The 20,126-nt window shown below is 75.8% G+C and carries 14 protein-coding genes and 1 pseudogene; 10 read left to right on the top strand and 5 right to left on the bottom strand.

All coding sequences use genetic code 11. The annotated features are described in order from the left end of the window. Nucleotides 1-64: 64 nt before the first annotated feature. The 6 genes from QBL21_RS22480 to QBL21_RS22455 all read left to right on the top strand — a co-directional run bounded on the left by QBL21_RS22480 (nucleotide 65) and on the right by QBL21_RS22455 (nucleotide 5,901). Nucleotides 65-829, top strand: a complete 765-nt coding sequence (locus QBL21_RS22480) for a class I SAM-dependent methyltransferase (RefSeq protein ID WP_407564026.1) — start codon at nucleotides 65-67, stop codon at nucleotides 827-829. A gap of 262 nt (nucleotides 830-1,091) precedes the next feature. Beyond that, nucleotides 1,092-2,099 (top strand): alpha/beta hydrolase, encoded by a 1,008-nt coding sequence (locus QBL21_RS22475; RefSeq protein ID WP_407566514.1) that lies wholly within the window; start codon nucleotides 1,092-1,094, stop codon nucleotides 2,097-2,099. Continuing rightward, nucleotides 2,092-3,216 (top strand): acyltransferase family protein, encoded by a 1,125-nt coding sequence (locus QBL21_RS22470; protein WP_407564025.1) that lies wholly within the window; start codon nucleotides 2,092-2,094, stop codon nucleotides 3,214-3,216. Before QBL21_RS22475 ends, QBL21_RS22470 begins: the two co-directional genes overlap by 8 nt. A 25-nt stretch (nucleotides 3,217-3,241) precedes the next feature. Beyond that, nucleotides 3,242-4,630, top strand: coding sequence for a histidine kinase (locus QBL21_RS22465; protein WP_407564024.1), 1,389 nt, complete (start codon nucleotides 3,242-3,244; stop codon nucleotides 4,628-4,630). Then, a complete protein-coding gene (locus QBL21_RS22460; protein WP_407564023.1) occupies nucleotides 4,627-5,298 on the top strand; it encodes a response regulator in 672 nt (223 codons plus the stop codon). The genes QBL21_RS22465 and QBL21_RS22460 overlap by 4 nt, the downstream gene beginning before the upstream one ends. 78 nt (nucleotides 5,299-5,376) lie before the next feature. Continuing rightward, nucleotides 5,377-5,901 carry a GNAT family N-acetyltransferase gene (locus tag QBL21_RS22455; RefSeq protein WP_407564022.1) on the top strand — a complete coding sequence of 175 codons (525 nt, stop codon included), beginning with the start codon at nucleotides 5,377-5,379 and terminating at the stop codon, nucleotides 5,899-5,901. Nucleotides 5,902-5,975: 74 nt separating this feature from the next. On the opposite strand, the gene QBL21_RS22450 is transcribed toward QBL21_RS22455, so the two are convergent. After that, nucleotides 5,976-8,333, bottom strand: a complete 2,358-nt coding sequence (locus tag QBL21_RS22450) for a family 20 glycosylhydrolase (RefSeq protein WP_407564021.1) — start codon at nucleotides 8,331-8,333, stop codon at nucleotides 5,976-5,978. 238 nt (nucleotides 8,334-8,571) lie between these two features. Beyond that, nucleotides 8,572-9,023: pseudogene (locus tag QBL21_RS22445) on the bottom strand (CHAT domain-containing protein); the annotation flags it as partial. Between QBL21_RS22445 and QBL21_RS22440 the strand changes: the two are divergent. The 3 genes from QBL21_RS22440 (at nucleotide 8,950) to QBL21_RS22430 (ending at nucleotide 14,190) form a co-directional block, all read left to right on the top strand. Continuing rightward, nucleotides 8,950-9,642, top strand: coding sequence for a TIGR00366 family protein (locus QBL21_RS22440; protein WP_407564020.1), 693 nt, complete (start codon nucleotides 8,950-8,952; stop codon nucleotides 9,640-9,642). The pseudogene QBL21_RS22445 and the gene QBL21_RS22440 sit on opposite strands and share 74 nt — an antisense overlap. A gap of 73 nt (nucleotides 9,643-9,715) precedes the next feature. Further along, complete coding sequence (locus tag QBL21_RS22435; RefSeq protein WP_407564019.1) at nucleotides 9,716-13,168, top strand: DNA polymerase III subunit alpha; 3,453 nt, start codon at nucleotides 9,716-9,718, stop codon at nucleotides 13,166-13,168. Further along, on the top strand, nucleotides 13,165-14,190 hold the full coding sequence (locus QBL21_RS22430) for a DNA polymerase thumb domain-containing protein (RefSeq protein WP_407564018.1): 1,026 nt from the start codon (nucleotides 13,165-13,167) through the stop codon (nucleotides 14,188-14,190). The genes QBL21_RS22435 and QBL21_RS22430 overlap by 4 nt, the downstream gene beginning before the upstream one ends. Nucleotides 14,191-14,207: 17 nt before the next feature. Here the strand turns inward: QBL21_RS22430 and QBL21_RS22425 are convergent, their stop codons facing one another. The 3 genes from QBL21_RS22425 to QBL21_RS22415 form a co-directional block, all read right to left on the bottom strand. Beyond that, nucleotides 14,208-14,888 (bottom strand): hypothetical protein, encoded by a 681-nt coding sequence (locus tag QBL21_RS22425; RefSeq protein ID WP_407564017.1) that lies wholly within the window; start codon nucleotides 14,886-14,888, stop codon nucleotides 14,208-14,210. Nucleotide 14,889: 1 nt separating this feature from the next. Continuing rightward, nucleotides 14,890-16,452, bottom strand: coding sequence for an AMP-binding protein (locus QBL21_RS22420; RefSeq protein WP_407564016.1), 1,563 nt, complete (start codon nucleotides 16,450-16,452; stop codon nucleotides 14,890-14,892). Nucleotides 16,453-16,628: 176 nt separating this feature from the next. Beyond that, nucleotides 16,629-18,941, bottom strand: a complete 2,313-nt coding sequence (locus tag QBL21_RS22415; RefSeq protein WP_407564015.1) for a heavy metal translocating P-type ATPase — start codon at nucleotides 18,939-18,941, stop codon at nucleotides 16,629-16,631. Between the two features lie 178 nt (nucleotides 18,942-19,119). Here QBL21_RS22415 and QBL21_RS22410 point away from each other — a divergent pair, with 178 nt between their 5' ends. After that, nucleotides 19,120-20,109 carry a hypothetical protein gene (locus QBL21_RS22410; protein WP_407564014.1) on the top strand — a complete coding sequence of 330 codons (990 nt, stop codon included), beginning with the start codon at nucleotides 19,120-19,122 and terminating at the stop codon, nucleotides 20,107-20,109. The last annotated feature ends 17 nt before the right edge of the window (nucleotides 20,110-20,126 follow it).

Raw genomic sequence — 20,126 nt, 5'->3', positions numbered from 1 at the left:
GGCCGGCACCCCGGGCGCGGAAACGGCTGCCCGCCGTCTTCGCGTACGGCGTACCGTGGCGATCATGACTACGGACCACGAGCTGCACCGGCGGCGCGCCTCCTCCTTCGGCAGCCAGGCCGCGGCCTACGCCGAGTTCCGCCCCGACTACCCCGCTGCCGCGGTCCGATGGGCCCTGGAGCCGGTCGCGGACCGCGAGGGCCTCCACGTCCTCGACCTCGCCGCCGGCACCGGCAAGCTGACCGCCGCCCTGCTCGCCGAGGGCCTGCGGCCCACGGCCGTCGAGCCGGACGCGGCGATGCGCGCCGAACTGCGGCGCGCGCTGCCCGACGTGCCGGTGGACGAGGGGACGGCGGAACGCATCCCGCTGCCGGACGGCTCCGTGGACGCGGTGCTGGTGGGGCAGGCGTTCCACTGGTTCGACCCGGAGCGGGCCCTGCCGGAGATCGCCCGGGTGCTGCGGCCGGGCGGGGTGGTCGCCGGGCTGTGGAACCAGGGCGACCACGAGGTGGACTGGGTCATCGGCCTCGACGAGGTCACGCGCGGCGAAGCCTGCTTCGCCGACCTGTCGGACGAGGTGGAACTGCCCCGGCACGAGCGGTACGAGCCGGTGCAGCGGCAGCGCTTCCCCAACAGGCTGCGGTACACGCGCGACTCGCTGACGGCGATGGTGGCCACGCACTCGCGGCTGCTGCTGCTCCCGGAGGACGAGCGGGCGCAGTTGCTCGCGCGGGTGCGGGGGTACCTGGCGGCGCGGCCGGAGACGCAGGCCGGGGAGTTCGAGGTGCCGCTGGTCACGCTGGTCGACCGGGCGGTGCTGCGGCGCTGAGCGGGGGCGGGACCGTACCCGTCATACCTGAGAGCTACGCGGCGGATGGGCTCTCGGGCGGGACGCCGACGAGGGGCGGCGATTCGTAGCTTTCTCACCGGACGACGCAGCACCCCCGGTGAGAGGACCCGACATGGCACCGCCCCGCCTTCGCGAACCCGGCCTGAAGGGCGGGGGGTTGGGGAGGGCGTCGCGGCGCGCGGCGGGCCGGGCCGGGGCGGTCGTCCGCGGGAAGCGGACGGGGGGGCGGTGGCGGCGGGTGCTGCTTGCCGGGGTGGTCGCCGCCTCCGTGGCGCTGCCCGTGGTCGCCGCGGCGCGGCCCGCCGCCGTGCCGGCGCCCGCGCCTGCCGTGCCGTTCGACGTGGCCGCCGCGACCCCCGCCGCCCTCGCGCAGCGGTACGCCGGCAACCGCGACGGCATCCGCGCCGCCGCGCGGACGGCCGCCGCCCACGGCGACCGGCGCCGCGCCGGCTCGCTGCGCGCCATGGCGGCGCCGGGCCGGCACTTCCTCTCGTTCGACGGCCGCGACGGCGGGCGCAGCGCCGAGGTGTTCGGCGACCTGGCGCACGCCGGGCGGATCGCCGTCCTCGTACCGGGGTCCGACACCGGCCTCGACTCCTACGGGCGCTTCCGCGCCGGCGCCGAGGCGCTGCGCCGCGAACTGCGCACCGGCGCCCCCGCGGGCGGGTCCGGCGCGGACGCCGTCGTCGCGTGGCTCGGCTACGCGACGCCGAGCACCGTCAGCCCCGGGGCCCTGACCCCCGGCCGCGCCGAAGCCGCCGCACCCCGGCTCCGGGACTTCGTCCGGTCGCTGCGCACCGCCCGCCCGGGCGCCCGGATCTCGCTGCTCTGCCACTCCTACGGCTCCGTGGTCTGCGGCCGGGCCGCGGCGGAGCTGCCGGTCGCGGACATCGTGCTGTACGGCAGCCCGGGGGTGGGCGCCGGCAGCGCCGCGGAGCTGGGCACCTCCGCCACGGTGTGGGCGGGGCGGGGCGCGGACGACTGGGTGGGCGACGTGCCGCACGTACGGATCCCGCTGCTCGTGACGACGCTCGGCTTCGGCACGGACCCGGTCTCGGGGGACTTCGGCGCCTGCCCGTTCGCCGCCGGCCCCGGCGGCCACAGCGACTACCTGGACCCCGGCTCCGCACCGCTGCGCAGCATGGCGCGGATCGTGCGGGGAGAGGCCGCCTGCGCCGGGCCTGAGCCACCGGAGCCGGAGCCGTACGACCGCGCCCCGGCGGCCCGGACCGGCGGCCCCCGTGCGTGACGCCGTCCTGCGTGTCGACGCCGCCACCCCGCCCGCCCGCGACCGCGGGATCGACGCCCTGCGCGCCCTCGCCATCCTCGGCGTCGTGTTCGGCCACTGGCTGGTCACCGCGCTCGTCGTCGACAGCGGCACCGTGCGCGCCGCCAGCCCGCTGCACTACCTGCCCGCCCTCGCCCCCGTCTCCTGGGTGCTCCAGACCCTGGCCGTCTTCTTCTTCGTCGGCGGCTACGTCGCCGCCCGCGGCCACGCCTCCGCGCGCGCCGCCGGCACCGGCCGCGCCCGCTGGCTCCGCGCCCGCCTCGCCCGGCTCTTCCGGCCCGTCGGCGCCGTGCTCGCGGTGTGGGCGGTGGTGCTCGGCGTGCTGCTGGCGTCGGGCGTCGGCTACGCGACCGTACGCGCCCTCGGCAAGCTGGCGCTGTCGCCGCTGTGGTTCCTGCTGGTGTTCGCGGTGCTGACCGCGGCCACCCCGGTGGCCGCCCGGCTGCACCCGCTGTGGCCGCTCGCCGCGGTCGGCTGCGTGGACCTGTGGCGGCTGCGGTACGACGGGCCCGCCGCGCTGGGCTGGGTGAACGTCGCCGCGGGCTGGCTCGTGCCGTACGCCCTGGGCGCGCGCGCCGCGCGCCGCGGGCTGCCCCGGCGGCATACGGCGTGGGCGCTGCTCGGCGGCGGCGCGGTGGCGACGGCGGGGCTGGTGCGCTGCGCCGGCTACCCGGCGGCCATGGTCGGCGTGCCCGGCGCCGCCGTCTCCAACCTGGACCCGCCGACGCTCGCCGCCGCCACCTTCGGCCTCGCCCAGTGCGGCGCCGCGCTGCTGCTGCTCGGGCCGCTGCGCCGCGCGCTGCGCCGCCCGGCGGCGTGGGCGGCGGTGGCGCTGCTCAACCTGTCGGCGATGACGGTCTTCCTCTGGCACCAGACGGCGATGATGGCGGTCACGGCTCTCGGCCTGCTCGCGGGCGGCGCGCTGCCGGGGCTGCACACGGTGCCGGACGGGGCCGGCTGGGTGCCGGCGCGGCTGCTGTGGCTGCCGGTGTTCGCGGCGGTGCTGCTGGTGTGCCGGGCGGCCTTCCAGCCGTACGAGAGGCGTCCGGCCCGCCCGGCCGCCGTGCGAGGTACCTAGGGTGGGGCGAGTGAAGGAGGGGACGATGGCAGAGCGACCGGCCGACCGGGTCCGCACGGTCCTGCGGGCGCTGCGCGACGACCTGTGGACGTCGGCCGTCAGCCCCCCGCCGAGCACGGCACCGGCCACCGCCACCGGGCGCTCCCGGCTGCGCGAGTGGCTGCCGGCGCTGGCCGTACCGGTCCTGCTGGGGGTGGCCGCGTTGCAGATCGCCGCCACCAACCAGTACGCCTTCGGCTACGGCATGGGCCTGCGCGTCGCCGCCCTGCTCGCGGGGCTCCAGACGGCGGCCTTCCTGATCACGCCGGTCCGGCCGGTGCTCGCCTGGTGGATCATGACGGCGGCCATGCTGGCGGTCGCGCGGTACGCGGACGACGCCCCCGGCCCCGACCCGGGCGCGATGTTCCCGTGGACCGGCACCGGGCTCGTGCTCCAGGCCACGGTGCTCTTCGCGGTGGCGCTGCGGTGCCGGCCGCGGGTCGCGGTCGAGACGCTCGCGATCAGCGTGCTGGCGGGCCTCGGCTACGGCTTCCTCGTCGCCGGCGACACGGAGGGCGTGCCGTTCGCCGTCCTGGTCCTCGCCCTCCCCGTCGGCGGCGGCGTCGCGCTGCGCGGGCGGCGGGTGGCCCGTACGGAACTGGCGGCGCAGGAGGAGCTGACCGCCGAGGAGCGGGCCCGGCGCGTCCTGCTCCAGGAGCGCACCAGGATCGCGCGCGAACTGCACGACGTGGTCGCCCACCACATGTCGGTGATCTCCATCCAGGCACAGGTCGCGCCGCACCTGGTGGAGAACCCGCCGGAGGAGCTGAAGGAGAACCTCGCGGGAATCCGCGCGAGCGCCGTCGAGGCGCTGGCCGAACTGCGCCGGGTGCTGGGCGTGCTGCGGGCCGACGACGGGGGAGCGGGCGCCGGCCCCGGCCCCGGCCCGGAGCCCGCCGCCGCCGGGCCCGGCGCCCGCGCCCTGCACCCCGACGACGTACGGCACGCCCCGCAGCCCACCCTCGACCGGCTCGGCGACCTCGCCGGCGCGGTGCGCCGCGCCGGGGTCGAGGTCGGCACCCGGACCACCGGGGAGCCGTACGCGCTGCCGCCGGGCATCGAACTCTCGGCGTACCGCATCGTGCAGGAGGCCCTCAGCAACGTGGTCCGGCACGCGCCCGGGGCCCGCGCCCGGGTGGAGATCGGCTACCACCCGGCGGGGCTCACCGTCCGCGTCGCCAACACCGCACCCGAGCGCGCCGCACCGCCCTGGGCGGGCGCGGGGCACGGGCTGCTCGGGATGCGGGAGCGCGCCGCGATGCTGGGCGGCGAACTGGCCACCGGCAGCACCCCCGACGGCGGCTATGAGGTGACCGCGATGCTGCCCGTGGCATCCCCCGTGCCCGCCACCCCGGACGGTGAGGACACCGCATGACGAACATCCGCGTGCTGATCGCCGACGACCAGGTCATGGTCCGCCAGGGCTTCACCGTGCTCCTCGACGCCGAGCCCGGCATCGAGGTCGTCGGCCAGGCGGTGGACGGCGCCGACGCCGTCGCGCAGGTCGCCGAAGTGCGCCCGGACGTCGTGCTGATGGACATCCGGATGCCCGGCCTCGGCGGCATCGAGGCTACCCGACGGCTCACCGAGCCGCCCGACGCGCGTGTCCGGGTGCTGATCCTTACCACCTTCGACCTGGACGAGTACGTGTACGAGGCGCTGCGCGCGGGCGCGGCCGGGTTCCTCCTGAAGGACGCCTCGGCCGCCGAACTGGCCCACGCCGTACGGGTCGTCGCCACCGGCGACGCCCTGCTCGCGCCCGCCGTGACCAGACGCCTCATCACCGAGTTCGCCCGCCTGACCCGCACCCCGCGGGCCCCGCTCAGGGACCGCGTCGGCGGGCTGACGGAGCGCGAGACCGAGGTGCTGAGCCTGATCGCGCAGGGCCTGTCGAACGCGGAGATCGCCGAGCGGCTGGTGGTGGCGGAGCAGACGGTGAAGACCCACGTGGGCAGAATCCTGACGAAACTGGCGCTGCGCGACCGCACCCAGGCGGCGGTCTTCGCCTACGAATCCGGCCTCGTCCGCCCCACCGCCCCCTGACCCCGCCCGCCGCCCCACCGCCGGCACGGGGGCGAAAACCAGGGGCCTTCGCCGCGACGCCCCGGGTAGGGTCGGCCGATGCCCGAGCTGAAGCGGCTGCACGCCGGTCATGCCCCGGCGGTCCTGGCCTTCGAGCTGGCGAACCGCGCCTACTTCGCGGCCTCGATCCCCGACCGCGGCGACGCCTACTTCGACCGGTTCACCGACCGGTTCGACGCCCTGCTGGCCGAGCAGGAGGACGGCGTCTGCGCCTTCCACGTACTCCTCGACGAGGACGGCTCGGTGCTCGGCAGGTTCAACCTGGTCGACATCGAGGACCGCACCGCCGAACTCGGCTACCGGGTCGCCCGGCACGCCGCCGGCCGCGGCGTGGCGACCGCGACCGTCCGGGAGCTGTGCCGGCTGGCGGCGGCCGAGCACGGGCTGCGCACGCTGCGGGCGGCCGTGTCCGAGGGGAACGTCGCGTCCCGGAAGGTGCTGACGAAAGCCGGATTCGTCACGGACGGCCCGGTCGACCCCGCGCACATCGGCGGCAAGCCGGGGACGTGGTACCGGCGAGAGCTGGCGCTCCGGCCCACCGGCACGACAGCGCCGGAGGGCTGACGGGCGGCCCCTCGCCGACCGCCTTGCCGCCGGCGCCCGTTGGAGGCGCCGGCGGTCCGGCGGGGCCGCAGGGGTCAGCGGCGGGTGGTGACGGTGAAGGGTGCGGTCGCGGTGGTGTTGCCGGGGGCGGTGATGCGGACCGTGCCGCGGTAGGTGCCGTGGCGGGCGTAGCGGTGTTCGGCCTCGATTCCGTAGACGCCGTTGATCTGCCGGTCCCCGGGGCCGTCGCCGGTGACCGTGGCGGGGCTCGTCGTGCCGTCGCCCCACTCGACCGTCGCGGTGATGCCGTCCGGCGCCACCCCCGGCAGGGCCAGGCTCGCCACCGCGCCGCTCACGGTGCGGTCCCGGCCGGTGCGCAGGTCGGCGCCGACCGCCGCGGCCTCCCAGCGCACGCCCGGGTCCGCCCAGAAGTTCCGCCCGGCGTACAGCCAGCGCGCCCCCTGCACCCCGGTCCTGGCCACCACGCCCTCGGCGTCCTCGGTGGTCGCGGCGGGGGACCACGCCTTCTCCAGGATCGCCGGGAGCCGGGGGAAGACCTGGTACTGCACGTCGGGGAGGCCGCGCAGCATCCGCTCGCCCCAGATCGGCGCCTCGATGCCGATGATGTCGTCGTTGTCGAGCCCGTAGTCGCGCTGCACCTTCGCGCCGGTCCAGCCGTCGGTGAGGTCGAACGGGTTCCAGGAGTACGAACGCCGGGTGTCGTAGGTGGGGTACGGGTAGTCCAGGTAGGTCTGCTGGGTGGGGGAGAGCAGCACCGGGCGGCGGGGGCTGAACCACTCCCGGGACATCTCCCGGCTCTGGTCCTGCCAGTAGTGGTGGACCGTCTCGGTGTCCAGGCCCACCCCGCAACTGGGGGACCAGCCGACCATGGTCTTCCCGTGGCTCCGGGCGATGCCCTCGACCCGGCGCAGGAACCGTACGTACTGGTCGTGCGGCATGTCCGACTCGTCGGCCCCCAGGTGGACGTACGGGGAGGGGAAGAGCGCGGCGACCTCGCGGAGGACGTCGTCGACGAACGCGTACGTTGTCTCCAGGTCGGCCAGGTAGCCGCCGGCACCGCTCAGTTGCGGGTACGCGGTCCTGGCCGCCGTCGTGTGCGAGGGCATCTCGATCTCGGGGATGATCTGCACGTGCCGGTCCGCGGCATACCGTACGACGTCGCGGATCTGGTCCTTGGTGTAGAAACCGGTCCGCCCGCCGGGCATGGACATCTCCCCGCCGACCTCGGTGAGCCGGGGCCAGGAGTCGATCTCGACCCGCCAGCCCTGGTCGTCGGTCAGGTGCCAGTGCAGCACGTTCCCCTTGGACTGGACGAGCCCGTCGACGAGTTCCCTGACCTCGCGGACCTCCAGGAAGTTCCGGGCCGGGTCGATCATCAGCCCGCGGTGGGCGAACCGGGGGTGGTCGCGGATCTCGGTCGCCTCGACGGTCCACGGGCCGGGCCTGGCCTCGTCGCTCTCGATCCACGGGGGCAGCAGCTGGCGGAGCGTCTGCACGCCGTTGAACAGGCCGTGCGGGGTCGCCGCCGCGATCCGCACCCCGCGCCGGCCGGCGGCGAGGGTGTAGCCCTCGGCGACGGCGAGCCGCGCCCGGGAGGGGGCGTGGTGGCGGCCGAGCAGCAGCGTGACGTCCCCGTCCCGGCCCCCGTGGCCACCGACCACGGGCAGCGGGTATCCGGTCGCCGGTCGCAGGTACCCGGCGAGGAGTTCGGCCACGGCACGGGCGCGCCGGTCGGCGGCGACGATCCGGCTGTGCCGCCCCAGGACGAAGGGGCGGGCGTCCGGCCGCGAGGTCTGCTCGACCGGTGCCGGGATCACCCGGCCCGCGGGGAGGCCGACGCCGGGGCGCGGGCCGTTCCAGACCTCCATGGCGAAGATCGAGTAGCCCCAGCCGGTGGCCACGGCGACGCCCTGCATCCGCACGTAGCGGACCGCGGTGGTGAGGCCGAGTTCGAGGACTTCCCGGCCGCCCGGGGCGTCGGGGACGTCGAGTGCGGTACGCCAGGTCCTGCCGTCGTCGGAGACGTGGATCTGGTAGTGCGCGGCGCGCGCGGTCTCCCAGTGGACCACCACGTGGTGCACCGGGCTGGGCTCGGCGAGTTCGATCTGCACCCATTCGCGGCTGGGGTCGGGGTGGCCGTTCTCTGGCGAGTTGGAACCCCACCGGGTGCTCAGGTCACCGTCGTTGACGTGCGCGGCGGCGAACCTCTCCGGGTCGAGGTCGTACACGCTGGACGCGCTCGCGGTGCCGTCCCGGGCGACGTCGCGCGCCGGGTCGGGCCAGTCGGCGGCTGCGGGGGCCGGGGCCGGGGACGGGGCGGCCGGCGGCGCGGCGAGGGCGGGGGCGGCGGAGGCCGCCACGAGGGCGGCGGAACCGGCGGCTGCGAGGACGGTTCTGCGGCGGACGGTCTGGTCTTCGGACGGTGCTGGCATCGTCTACTCCCGGCGCTGGGGTGTGGGCAGCGGTCCTTGGCGTGGCGGCACCCGGGCAGCCGGCTGTGGGGTCCGAACGGCCGTCCGAGGCGGGGGGTGGGATCGACGGGAACGTAGGTGCGTGCGCACTCAAGGGTCAAGAGGTCTACACCAATAGAATGGAAAACCGCTGGTGAGGGCGGTGTGCAAAAAATTGAAACGTTCCTATTGGTCTAGTCCAACCCTCGCCCGGTGGTCGTCAGACGACGGACGGCCCCGGGTGGCCCTGGTGCGTGAAGGCGGCCCAGGCGGCCGGGTGGTCGAGCCCCGGGACCTTGCCGAGTTCGCGGTGGAGACGGCCGCCGAGCGACCCCGGGTCGCGGCGATGGGGGTCCAGCATCCACAACTGGGCGGCCCTGAGGGCGTCGGCCGGGCTCCGGGGCCCTCGATGCGCAGGTAGTGGTGGAAGACGGCCATCATCAGGGCCGCGGCGGAGTCCCGGGTGGCCCACCGCGATCCCACCACGTCGCGCGCCCCGCGGGAGAGGAACGCGGTCGACAGCGTCAGCGCCTCGTCGTGGTCGCGGTTGCTCAGGTCCGTCTCGCACGCGCTGAGGACGGCCAACGGCCCCTCGGACGTGCTGCCCTCCTCGTGCTGCCGGTGCTCCAGCAGGCGGGTTACGGTCAGGCTGCCCGCGTTCGCCGGCGTGCCCCCGGCGGCGTTGGTGTCGGTGTCCAACGAGACGCCGTACCCGGCCTTCATCGCCGTCCATAGCTGCGTGCTCGGCGTGTTCGTGCCCAGCGGCGGCGGCAGGTGGGTCGTCGAGGCGCCGTACCTCCCGGAAGCGGCCAACCGGCTCCAGGTCAACCAGGGCTGGATGGTGGTCGTCCACGACCTCGGCGAGGCCAGCGCCAACCTGCTCCAGCCGTTCTGGATGCTGCCCACCCTCGCGATCCTCGGCCTCAAGGCGCGCGACATCATGGGCTACACCTTCGCCATGTTCCTCGCCCTCTTCCCCGCGGTGCTGGCGGTCGTCACGGTCCTGGCCCAGACGCTCTCCTTCCCCTGGCCGCCCGCACCCGAGAACCGCTCCCGGCCGCCGGCCCGCCCGATCCCCCGGGCGGGGCCGGCGGCCGTTCGCCTGCGGCGCAGCCGCGTGACGAATCTCATGCGCCGGACCGGGCGGGCACCCACGGGGCGGGGGAGCGCCCAACTGGTCCGCCGGGCGGCCGAGATGGCGGCGGCGCACCGGGCGGGTGCCGTCGCGGTGGCCCGGGACCGGCGGATCGGGTGGGTCGGCCGGCTCGCTGACCGGGGTGGGGAGAGTTAGGGTAATCGAACGAACGTACGAGTGAGCCTCTCGGGACAAGGGCCGAAATGGGGTGGAGTGATGGAGGTGCGTCATGGCGGGCTTCGCCCACGTGCACGTCGCGTCCGGTTACTCCGCCCGCTACGGTGCCGCCCACCCGGAACACCTCGTCCGGCGGGCCGCCGAGCGGGGCATGGGAGCCCTCGCGCTGACCGACCGGGACACGGTCACCGGCGTCGTCCGGTTCGTCCGCGCCTGCGCGGAGGCCGGGATCCGGCCGGTGCTGGGAGTCGACCTGGCGGTGGAGGCGGTCGCGCCCCCGCCGCCCGGCCCGCGGCGCCGCGCCCCCGCCCGGGGCGGCGGGTACGTCGCCGAGCCGCGGCTGCGGTTCGTGCTGCTCGCGCAGGGCAGGGCGGGCTGGGCCCGGCTGTGCCGCATCGTGTCGGCCGCGCACGTGGGCGCGTCGGCGAGCAGTCCGCCGGTGGTGCCGTGGCAGGCGCTGCGCGAGCACGGCGGCGCCGGCCTGGTGGCCCTGCTCGGCCCGCTCTCCGAGCCGGCGCAGGCACTCGCGGCGGGGCGTGAGGACGTCGCGGCGAAGCTGCTGGCGCCGTGGCGGGAGGTCTTCGGGGACGGGCTACGGCTGGAGGCCGTCGCCCACCGGCGGCCGGGCACCGGACCCGGTTCGCTCCGCCTGGCCGCCCGCACCCTGGCGCTGGGCGACCGCACCGGCACCACCGTCGTGCTCGCCAACGCCGTCCGCTACGCCGACCCCGGCCAGCACCGGCTCGCGGACGTCCTGGACGCCGCGCGGCTGCTGCGGCCGATCGACTGGCGCCGCCTGGACGGCGGGCAGCGCTGGCTCAAGGACGAGAAGGAGATGGCGGCCGTCGCACGACTGGTCGCCGAGTGCGCCGGAGCGGACGCACGGCGGGCGCACCGCCTGCTGGCGGACACCGCCGCCACGGCCGCCGCGTGCACGATCGTCCCCGAGACGGACCTCGGGCTGGGCGGGCGGCACTTTCCCGAGGCGGCGCTCTTCGGCGCGGAGCCCGGTGCGGACGGCGCCGCGCGGCTGCTGCGCCGGCAGTGCGAGGCCGGCATGGTCCGGCGCGGCCTGGACCGCGACCCTGCGGCCCGCGCCCGGCTGGACGAGGAGCTGACGGCGATCGCCACGCTCCGCTACGACTCGTACTTCCTCGCCATCGGCCAGGTCGTGGCCGACATCCGGGCCATGGGCATCCGGGTCGCGGCCCGCGGCTCGGGCGCCGGTTCGCTGGTCTGCCACGTCCTGGACATCGCCACGGCCAACCCCCTCGACCACCGGCTGCTGTTCGAGCGCTTCCTGAGCGTACGGCGCAACTCGCTGCCCGACATCGACATCGACGTGGAGTCCGCCCGCCGCCTGGAGTGCTACGACGCGATCTTCGACCGGTTCGGCAGGGAACGGGTGGCGGTCACCGCGATGCCCGAGACCTACCGCGCCCGGCGCGCCCTGCGCGACACCGGCATGGCCCTCGGCATCGCGCCCGCCGACGTCGACCGGATCGCCAAGAGCTTCCCGCACCTGCGGGCCTGCGACATCACCGGCGCCCTCGACGAGCTGCCCGAACTGCGGCAACTGGCCGCCGAGGCGCCCCGGTACGGCCCGCTGTGGGAACTCGCCGAAGGACTCGACTCCCTGGTGCACGGCATGGCCATGCACCCGTGCGGCGTGGTCATCAGCGACGCCACCCTCCTGGACCGGCTGCCGGTGCAGCCCACCCCCCAGGGCGAGTACCCCATGGCCATGGCCGCGAAGGAGGAGATCGAGGAACTCGGCAACATCAAACTCGACGTCCTGGGCGTACGCATGCAGTCCGCGATGGCCCACGCCGTCACCGAGATCGAACAGGCCACGGGCAACCGCATCGACCTGGACGACCCCGGGCAGGTGCCGCTCGACGACGTCTTCGCGTTCAAGCTCATCCAGAACAGCGAGACCCTGGGCCTGTTCCAACTGGAGTCCCCCGGCCAGCAGGACCTGCTGTCCCGGCTCAAGCCCCGCGACCCGCAGGACGTCATCGCGGACATCAGCCTCTTCCGCCCCGGCCCGGTCGCCGGCGGCATGCCCGAGCGCTACGTCGCCGCCCGCCACGGCGGCACGCCCGCGTACGCCCACCCGGACCTGGAGCCGGTGCTCGCCGACACGTACGGCGTGACCATCTGGCACGAGCAGATCATCGAGACCCTCGCGGTGATGACCGGATGCGACCGGGCCATGGGGGAGATCGCCCGGCGCGCGCTGGGGGACAGGGAGCGGCTGCCCAGGATCAGGGACTGGTTCCACCGGCAGGCGGGCGCGCGCGGCTACGACCGGGCCGTACGGGACGAGGTCTGGAAGACCGTCGAGTCCTTCGGTGCCTACGGCTTCTGCCGGGCCCACGCGGTCGCCTTCGCCGTCCCCGCCCTCCAGAGCGCCTGGCTCAAGGCGCACTACCCGGCGTTCCTGCTGGCCGGCCTCCTCGAACACGACCCCGGCATGTGGCCCAAGCGCGTCCTCGTCTCCGACGCCCGCCGGCGCGGGGTGCCGGTCCTGCCCGTCGACATCAACCACTCCAGGGTCAGGCACACCGTGGAGAAGAGCGACACGGACCGGTGGGGCGTGCGGCTCGCGCTGTCCGCGGTGCACGGCATCAGCGAGGACGAGAGCGTACGGATCGAGGAGGGCCAGCCCTACGCGTCGCTGTCGGACTTCTGGCAGCGGGCCCGGCCCAGCCGCCCGGTCGCCGAGCGCCTGGCCGAGATCGGCGCCCTGAACAGCCTCGACGACGACCGCTTCACCCGCCGCGACCTGCTGCTGCGGATCGAGGAGCTGCACCGGCAGTCCCGGACCCGCTCCGCGGGCAAGGGCCAACTGCCCCTCGACGCGGACCCGTCCGGCACGGCGGAGCCGAGCGGGCTGCCGGAGATGACCGGACGCGAGAGTCTGAGCGCCGAACTGAACACCCTCGGCATCGACGTCTCCCGGCACCTGATGGAGCACCACCACCGGCTGCTGCGCGAGATCGGCGCGACGGACGCCGCCCACCTGGCCGGGCTGGGCCCCGGCCGGCAGGTGCTCGTCGCCGGCGTCCGGGCCTCGACCCAGACCCCGCCGATCGCCAGCGGCAAACGCATCATCTTCGTCACGCTGGAGGACGGCTCCGGCCTGGTCGACCTGGCGTTCTTCGAGGACTCCCACCCGGCCTGCGCGCACACCGTCTTCCACAGCGGGCTGCTGCTGGTGCGCGGCACGGTCCAGGTGCGCGGCACCCGGCGCACCGTCGTCGGCACCATGGCCTGGGACCTGGACCGGATCGCCGCCGCCCGCCGCGACGGCGGCCCCGAGGCCGCGCTCGCCCTCCTGGGCGAGGACCGGCCGCACCCGACCCCCGCCCAGCCCGGCCGCACCCTGACCGACGGCACCGCCGGCGCCCGCCTCCACCCGTACGCGGACCTCCAGCCCGCCGGCAGCCGGTCGGCCGATCTGAAGAAGTTCGGCCACACCAGTCCGGGGAGCGCGGGATGACCGCGCGCCGGCGGCACATCGCGCACCTGCACCTGCACGCCTCGCCGGGCGGGAAGCGGTACGGGGACGTCGTCGAGCTGATGGCCGGCGTCACGCCCCACGTCCAGGAGATGCCGCCCGACGCCGTGCAGCTCGATCTGACGTCGGCGCTGCGGTACTTCGACCTGCCGCCCTACGACGTGGTCCAGCTCGTGAAGATGAGGCTGAAGGCCCTGTACGGCATCGACAGCAGCGCCGGACTCGCGGGCAACCGCATGCTCGCGGCCATGGCCGCCGACGCCTCCGCGCCCGGGGAGACCACCTGCGTGCCCGCGGGGCAGGCGGCGCAGTGGCTGTCCCCGCGCCCCGTCGCGGCCCTCCCCGGGGTCGGCCGGGCGACGGTGGAGAAGCTCGGCAGGTACGGCCTGCACACCGTCGGGCAGCTCGCCGACCTGCCCGCGGTGACCCTCCAGCGGCTCCTGGGCGTCAGCCAGGCGCGGCTGCTCGGCGACCGCGCCCGCGGCCACGACCCGCGCCCCGTCGTCCCCGCGGAACCGGCGGCGCACCTGTCGGCGGAACTCGTGCTGGACGCCGACTGCCTCGATCCCGTACGGCATCACCGGTCCGTACTGGGCCTTGCCGAGCACCTCGGCCAGCGCCTGCGCGGGGAGGGCCAGGTCGCCGGCCGGGTCACCCTCGTGGTGCGGTACGCCGACCGCAGCTCGACCACGCGGACCCGCGCCACCGCCGAACCCACCGACCACTCGCCGGCACTCGCCGCCACCGCCCTCGGCCTGCTGACCGCCCTCGGGTTGCAGCGGGCCCGCGTACGCGCGTACACGCTCCGCGTCGACCACCTGCTGCCGGCGGCCGACGTGTACCGCCAGCTCTCGCTGGACCCCGCCGACGTCCGGGCCCGCCTCGCCGAGGCCGCCGCGGACCGCGCCCGCCGCCGCTTCGGCGCCGACGCCGTCCGCCCCGCCACCCTGGCCGCCGCCGACCCGCCGGCGGCGGGGTGGGACGCGCGCGGGCCGGCCGGCTGACGGGGTGGCGGGGCGGCTCAGTCCGGCGGGTCCGGCCGCTCGTACGCGCTCCGGTGCACGTCCTCCCAGCCCATGTCCACCCCGTCCCGGTGGTACGGATACCGCCACAGCCGGACCGGCTTCCTCGGCCGCAGCGGGTCCAGGCGGGCGATGCTGTCGCCGACGTGGCTCACCAGCGCCCGCCAGCCGTCGGCGTCGGCCGGGAAGGCGGCGTCGTCGTCGCCCGCGTTGCGGTGGCGCGGCGCACGGAACTCGGCTGCCCCGGCGGCGTTCACCGTCAGCGTGAACCAGGTCCGGCTCCCGCCCCCGTACGAGCCCCCGCCCCCGACGTCCCAGCGGTGGCCCACCGTGCGCCACGTCGGCACGAGGCTCCCGCCGTAGTTGTAGCCGACCTCCTCCTGGTACAGCCGCGGGGCCACGCGCGCCGCGCGCCGGCCCAGGGAGAGGTGGTCGGGGGCGGGCAGGGGGTGGCCGATGCGGGCGTCCCGCAGGTCGGTCCGCAGGCGGCGCCACCGGCCGCGGGCCGCGGGCGCCTTGGCGTGGTAGCGCCGGTAGTCGCGCTCCCACGCTTCGATCAGATTCGGCACCGATCCCGGGGTGCGACCCAGGCGCAGTTCGCGCGCCGCCCTGGCCACCAGTTCCCTGGACCGCCGCTTGACGTCCTCGCCGGCGTGCGTGACGGGCTGCTCCCGCGCCATGTCAGCTCCCCAGAGCGCGCTTCAGGACCTTGCCCATGTCGTTGCGGGGGAGCGCGTCGAGGAAGTGGATGATGCGGGGGCGCTTGTGCGGGGCCAGGTGGTCGGCCACGTACGACGCGAGTTCGGCGGCGGGCGGCGGCGGGCCGGCCGGGACCACCCACGCGACGATGCGCTCGCCCAGGTCCGGGTCCGGCTCCGCGGTGACCGCCGCCTCGGCGACGGCCGGGTGCTCCAGCAGCGCGTTCTCGATCTCGCCGGCGCCGATCTTGTAGCCGCCGGACTTGATGAGGTCCGTGGCGCGGCGGCCGACGATGCGGTAGCGGCCGGCCGCGTCCCGTACCGCCATGTCGCCGGTGCGGAACCAGCCGTCGCGGAACGCCGCCGCCGTCGCCTCGGGGCGGTTGAGGTAGCCGGAGAAGAGGTTCGGGCCGCGGACCTCGATCTCGCCGACCGTCTCCCCGTCGTACGCGGCCAGTTCGGCGCCCGCGTCGTCGACGAGCCGGGCACCGACGGAGGGCAGGGGCACGCCGACGCTGCCGGTGGCGTCCGGGTCGTCGGGGCGGACGCTGGTGTTCATCAGCGTCTCCGTCATGCCGTAGCGCTCCACGACCCGGCGGCCGGTCGCCGCGGTGAGGCGGCGGTGGTCCGCCACCGGCAGCGCGGCCGAGCCGGAGACCAGCAGCCGGGCGCGGGCGAGGGCGGCGGCCAGCGGCGTACCGGAAGGCGTACCGGAAGAGGCGCCGGGTCCGGCCGGCGGCCCGGCGTCGAGGGCGTCGGCCAGCCGGTGGTACATCGTCGGCACCCCGAACAGCATCGTGCCGCCCGCCTCCAGCGCCGCCGCGACCGCCTCCGGCGCGAAGCGCCCCACGTGGTGCACCGCGCCGCCGCGGCGCAGCGGGCCGAGCACGCCGAGGACCAGCCCGTGGACGTGGAACAGCGGCAGCGCGTGCACGACCGTGTCCCGCTCGGTCCAGCCCCAGACCTCGGCGAGGTCGTCGAGGGTCGCGGCCAGCGCCCGCTGCGACAGCTCGACGCCCTTGGGCGGGCCGGTCGTACCGGAGGTGTAGACGACGAGCGCGGCGGTCCCGGGCCCGCAAGTCGCGGTCTCGGGGGCGGGGTGGGAGCCGATCGCCGGCGGCCCGGCCGGTACGGTCGCCGCCACGTCCACCCGCGCCACCGCGGCCAGCGCCTCCGGCAGCTCCGCTCCCGGCGCCGCCAGCACCAGCTCCGGCCCGCTGTCGGCCACGATGTGGGCCAGCTCCCGTACCCCGATACGGGGGTTGAGCGGCACCGCCGCCACGCCCGCCACCAGCGCCGCCGTCACCGCCACCGCGGTCGCGGGCTCCGGCGTCGCCCAGACCGCCACCCGCCGGGCACCGCCGATCCGCCGGGCGACGGCGTCCGCCGCCGCGGCCAGCTCGCCGTACGTCAGGACGGTGCCGCTGAAACGCAGCGCGACCCGCTCCGGCGCGCCGCGCAGCGCCGGGAACAACTCCCACGACGGCAGCGCTTCCTGCGCCTCCGGCACCTTCTCCGCTCCCCGCGACTCTTCCGTCTCCCGCATCCCCACGACGCTCTCCTCCCCCTCGGCCCCTCGGCCCCGCGCCGCGCGCTCCGGCCGCGCGCCCGCGGAGGGCACCGTAACCCGTCGCCGCGACCCGCGGCCGCGCGCACGCCGAAACGCCGCGCCGCCCGTACGGACCCTGGCGGCCCGTCGAACGGCGCGGCGTCCGCCGCCCGTCAGCCCAGCGGCCGGAAGCGCCGCAGCCGGAGGCTGTTGGCGACCACCGAGACGGAGGAGAAGGCCATCGCCGCGCCGGCGAGCATCGGGTTGAGCAGGCCCGCGGCGGCGAGGGGCAGGGCGGCGGTGTTGTAGCCGAACGCCCAGGCGAGGTTGGTCCTGATGGTGGACAGGGTGGAGCGGGCGAGCCGGATGGCGTCCGGTGCGGCCCGCAGGTCGCCGGTGACCAGGGTGAGGTCGGCGGCCTCGATGGCGGCGTCGGTGCCGGTGCCGATGGCCAGGCCCAGATCGGCCTGGGCGAGGGCGGCGGCGTCGTTGACGCCGTCCCCGACCATGGCGACCGTACGGCCCTCGGCCTGGAGCCGCTTGACCGCGTCGACCTTGTCCTCGGGGAGGACTTCGGCGATGACCTCGTCGATGCCGACCTCGGCGGCGACGGTCTTCGCGACGGCCGTGTTGTCGCCGGTGAGCAGGATCGGGGTCAGGCCCAGGTCCCGCAGCCGGCGGATGGCCTGCGCGCTGGTGGGCTTGACGGCGTCGGCGACTTCGAGCAGGGCGCGGGCCTCGCCGTCCCAGGCGACCGCGATCGCGGTGCGCCCGGCCCGCTCCGACCGGTCCTTGGCCGCGGCGAGTTCGGCGGGCAGCTCGATCGCCCACTGCGCGAGGAGCTGCTGCCGCCCGACGAGGACGGCGTGGCCGTCGACGACGCCCTGGACGCCGAGCCCGGGGACGTTGGCGAAGTCCTCGGGCACCGGGAGCGTACCGAGGCGTTCGGTCGCCGCCGCGGCCACCGCCTGGGCGATGGGGTGCTCCGAGGCGTGCTCCAGCGCGCCCGCCAGCCGCAGCACCGTCTCCTCAGCCGCGCCCTCCGCGCCCTGCGCGCCCTTCTCACCGTCAGTGCTGCCTGCGCCGTCAGCCGTGTGCAGGGCGTGCAGGGTCATGGTGCCGGTGGTCACGGTGCCGGTCTTGTCCAGGACGACGGTGTCGACCTTGCGGGTCGACTCCAGGGCCTCGGGGCCCTTGATGAGGATACCGAGCTGCGCACCGCGGCCGGTGCCGACCATGAGGGCGGTCGGGGTGGCCAGGCCGAGGGCGCAGGGGCAGGCGATGATCAGGACGGCGACACCGGCGGTGAACGCGGCGGCGATCCCGTCGCCCGTACCGAGCCAGAAGCCCAGGGTGGCCAGGGACAGGGCGATGACGACCGGGACGAAGATGCCGGAGATCCGGTCGGCGAGCCGCTGCACGGCGGCCTTGCCGTTCTGGGCGTCCTCGACCAGGCGGGCCATCCGCGCCAGTTGGGTGTCCGAGCCGACCCGGGTGGCCTCGACGACGAGCCGCCCGCCGGCGTTGACGGTGGCGCCGGTGACGGCATCGCCCACGGTGACCTCCACTGGCACGGACTCGCCGGTGAGCATGGAGGCGTCGACGGCGGAGGCGCCTTCGACGACGGTGCCGTCGGTGGCGATCTTCTCCCCGGGCCGGACCACGAAGCGGTCCCCGACCGCGAGCCGGTCCACGGACACCCGCTCCTCGCGGCCGTCCCGCAGCACCGCGACCTCCTTGGCGCCCAGCTCCATCAGCGCGCGCAGCGCCGCGCCCGCCTTCCGCTTGGACCTGGCCTCGAAGTACCGCCCGGCGAGGATGAACGTCGTCACGCCGGCCGCGGCTTCGAGGTAGATGTTGCCGGAGCCGTCGCCGCGGGCGATGGTCAGCTCGAAGGGGTGGGTCATGCCGGGCTCGCCGGCGGTGCCGAAGAACAGGGCCCACAGCGACCACAGGAACGCCGCGGTCGTACCGACCGAGATCAGCGTGTCCATGGTGGCGGCGCCGTGCCGGGCGTTGGTGAAGGCGGCCCTGTGGAACGGCCAGGCGCCCCAGACCACCACCGGCGCGGCCAGCGTGAGCGAGAGCCACTGCCAGTACTCGAACTGGAGGGCGGGCACCATCGCCATCGCGACCACCGGCACCGACAGCGCCAGGGAGCCGAAGAGCCGCTGCCGCAGTGTCAGCAGCTCGTCGGGCGGGCCCTGACCGCCGGTGCCGTCCCCGGCGCCGCCGTCCGCGGCCGTCCCGGCGGGGGCGGGCGGGGCGGCGGTGTAGCCGGTGCGTTCGACGGTGGCGATGAGGTCGTCGACGTCCACGTCGTCCGCGAACGTGACCTTGGCCTTCTCGGTGGCGTAGTTGACCGTGGCCTCGACGCCCTCCATGCGGTTGAGCTTCTTCTCGATCCGTGCGGCGCAGGAGGCGCAGGTCATACCGCCGATCGCGAGTTCGACCTCGGCCGTCCTGCCCGGCGTGGTGGTGGTCATCACTGCTCCTCGTGGCTCGCTATACCCCCAGGGGGTATTAGATCCTTCGCCACCATGTATACCCCTGACCCGTATGGTACGCAAGCGGCGGCCCCGGCTTGACTTTATACCCCTAGGGGGTATGGTCGCCGGTATCGAGGCCGGTCGCAAGCGACGGGCCGACCGAGAGGAGCGAGCGATGAACACCGCAGCCAGGGCCGGACTCTTCGCAGGCGCGCTGGCCGTCGCGTTCGCCGGGGCGTACGGGGTCGGCAGTGCCGTGGGGCCCGTCAACGACGAGGACACCGCCCCGGCCCACGGGCACGCCGCGGGCGAGGGCGCCACGGGCACCGAGGGCGACACAGGGAAGAAGGAGAAGGACGGCGGGGGCGGGCACGACGAGGCCGCCGGTCCCGCCGCGGGCGGGCTCCAGCTCTCCGAGGCCGGCTACACGCTCGACCTGGACACCCGGCGGATCGACGCCCGCAGCCCCGCCGAGCTGCGCTTCGCCGTGCGCGGCGCGGACGGCGAGCCCGTGACCTCGTACAAGCGGGAGCACGGCAAGGAGCTGCACCTGATCGTCGCCTCCCGCGACCTCGGTACGTACCGCCACCTCCACCCCGTCCGCGACGCCGCCGGCACCTGGAGCACGCCCGTCGAGCTGCCCGCGGCCGGCGACTACCGCGTCTTCGCCGACTTCGTGCCCACCGGCGGCCCCGAGAACGGCCTGACGCTGGGCGGCGACCTCGCCGTCGCCGGGGACTACCGGCCGGCGCCGCTGCCCGAGGCGGAGCGGACCGCGACCGTCGACGGGTACGAGGTGACGCTCGACGGCGCCCTCACCCCCGGCTCCGCCCGCGACGTCGAGTTCACCGTCGAGAAGGACGGCGAACCGGTCACCGATCTCCAGCCGTACCTCGGCGCGTACGGGCACCTCGTCGCGCTCCGCGTCGGCGACCTGGCGTACCTGCACGTCCACCCCAACGGCGAGCCCGGCGACGGCAGCACGGAGCCCGGCCCCGGGGTGGCCTTCTCCGCCACCGCGCCCAGCACCGGTTCGTACCGCCTCTTCCTCGACTTCAAGCACGACGGCGAGGTGCGCACCGCGGCCTTCACGGTGACCGCGGGCGACGGCGCGGACGAACAGGGCGGGGCCGGCGAGGAGGGCGGCGACGGCCACGGCCACTGACGGCCGTGGTAGACCTG

Source organism: Streptomyces sp. 184 (assembly GCF_045781775.1).
GTDB lineage: Bacteria > Actinomycetota > Actinomycetes > Streptomycetales > Streptomycetaceae > Streptomyces.
Note: the sequence above shows the minus strand (reverse complement) of the source record. Positions and strands in the feature narration are given on the sequence as shown.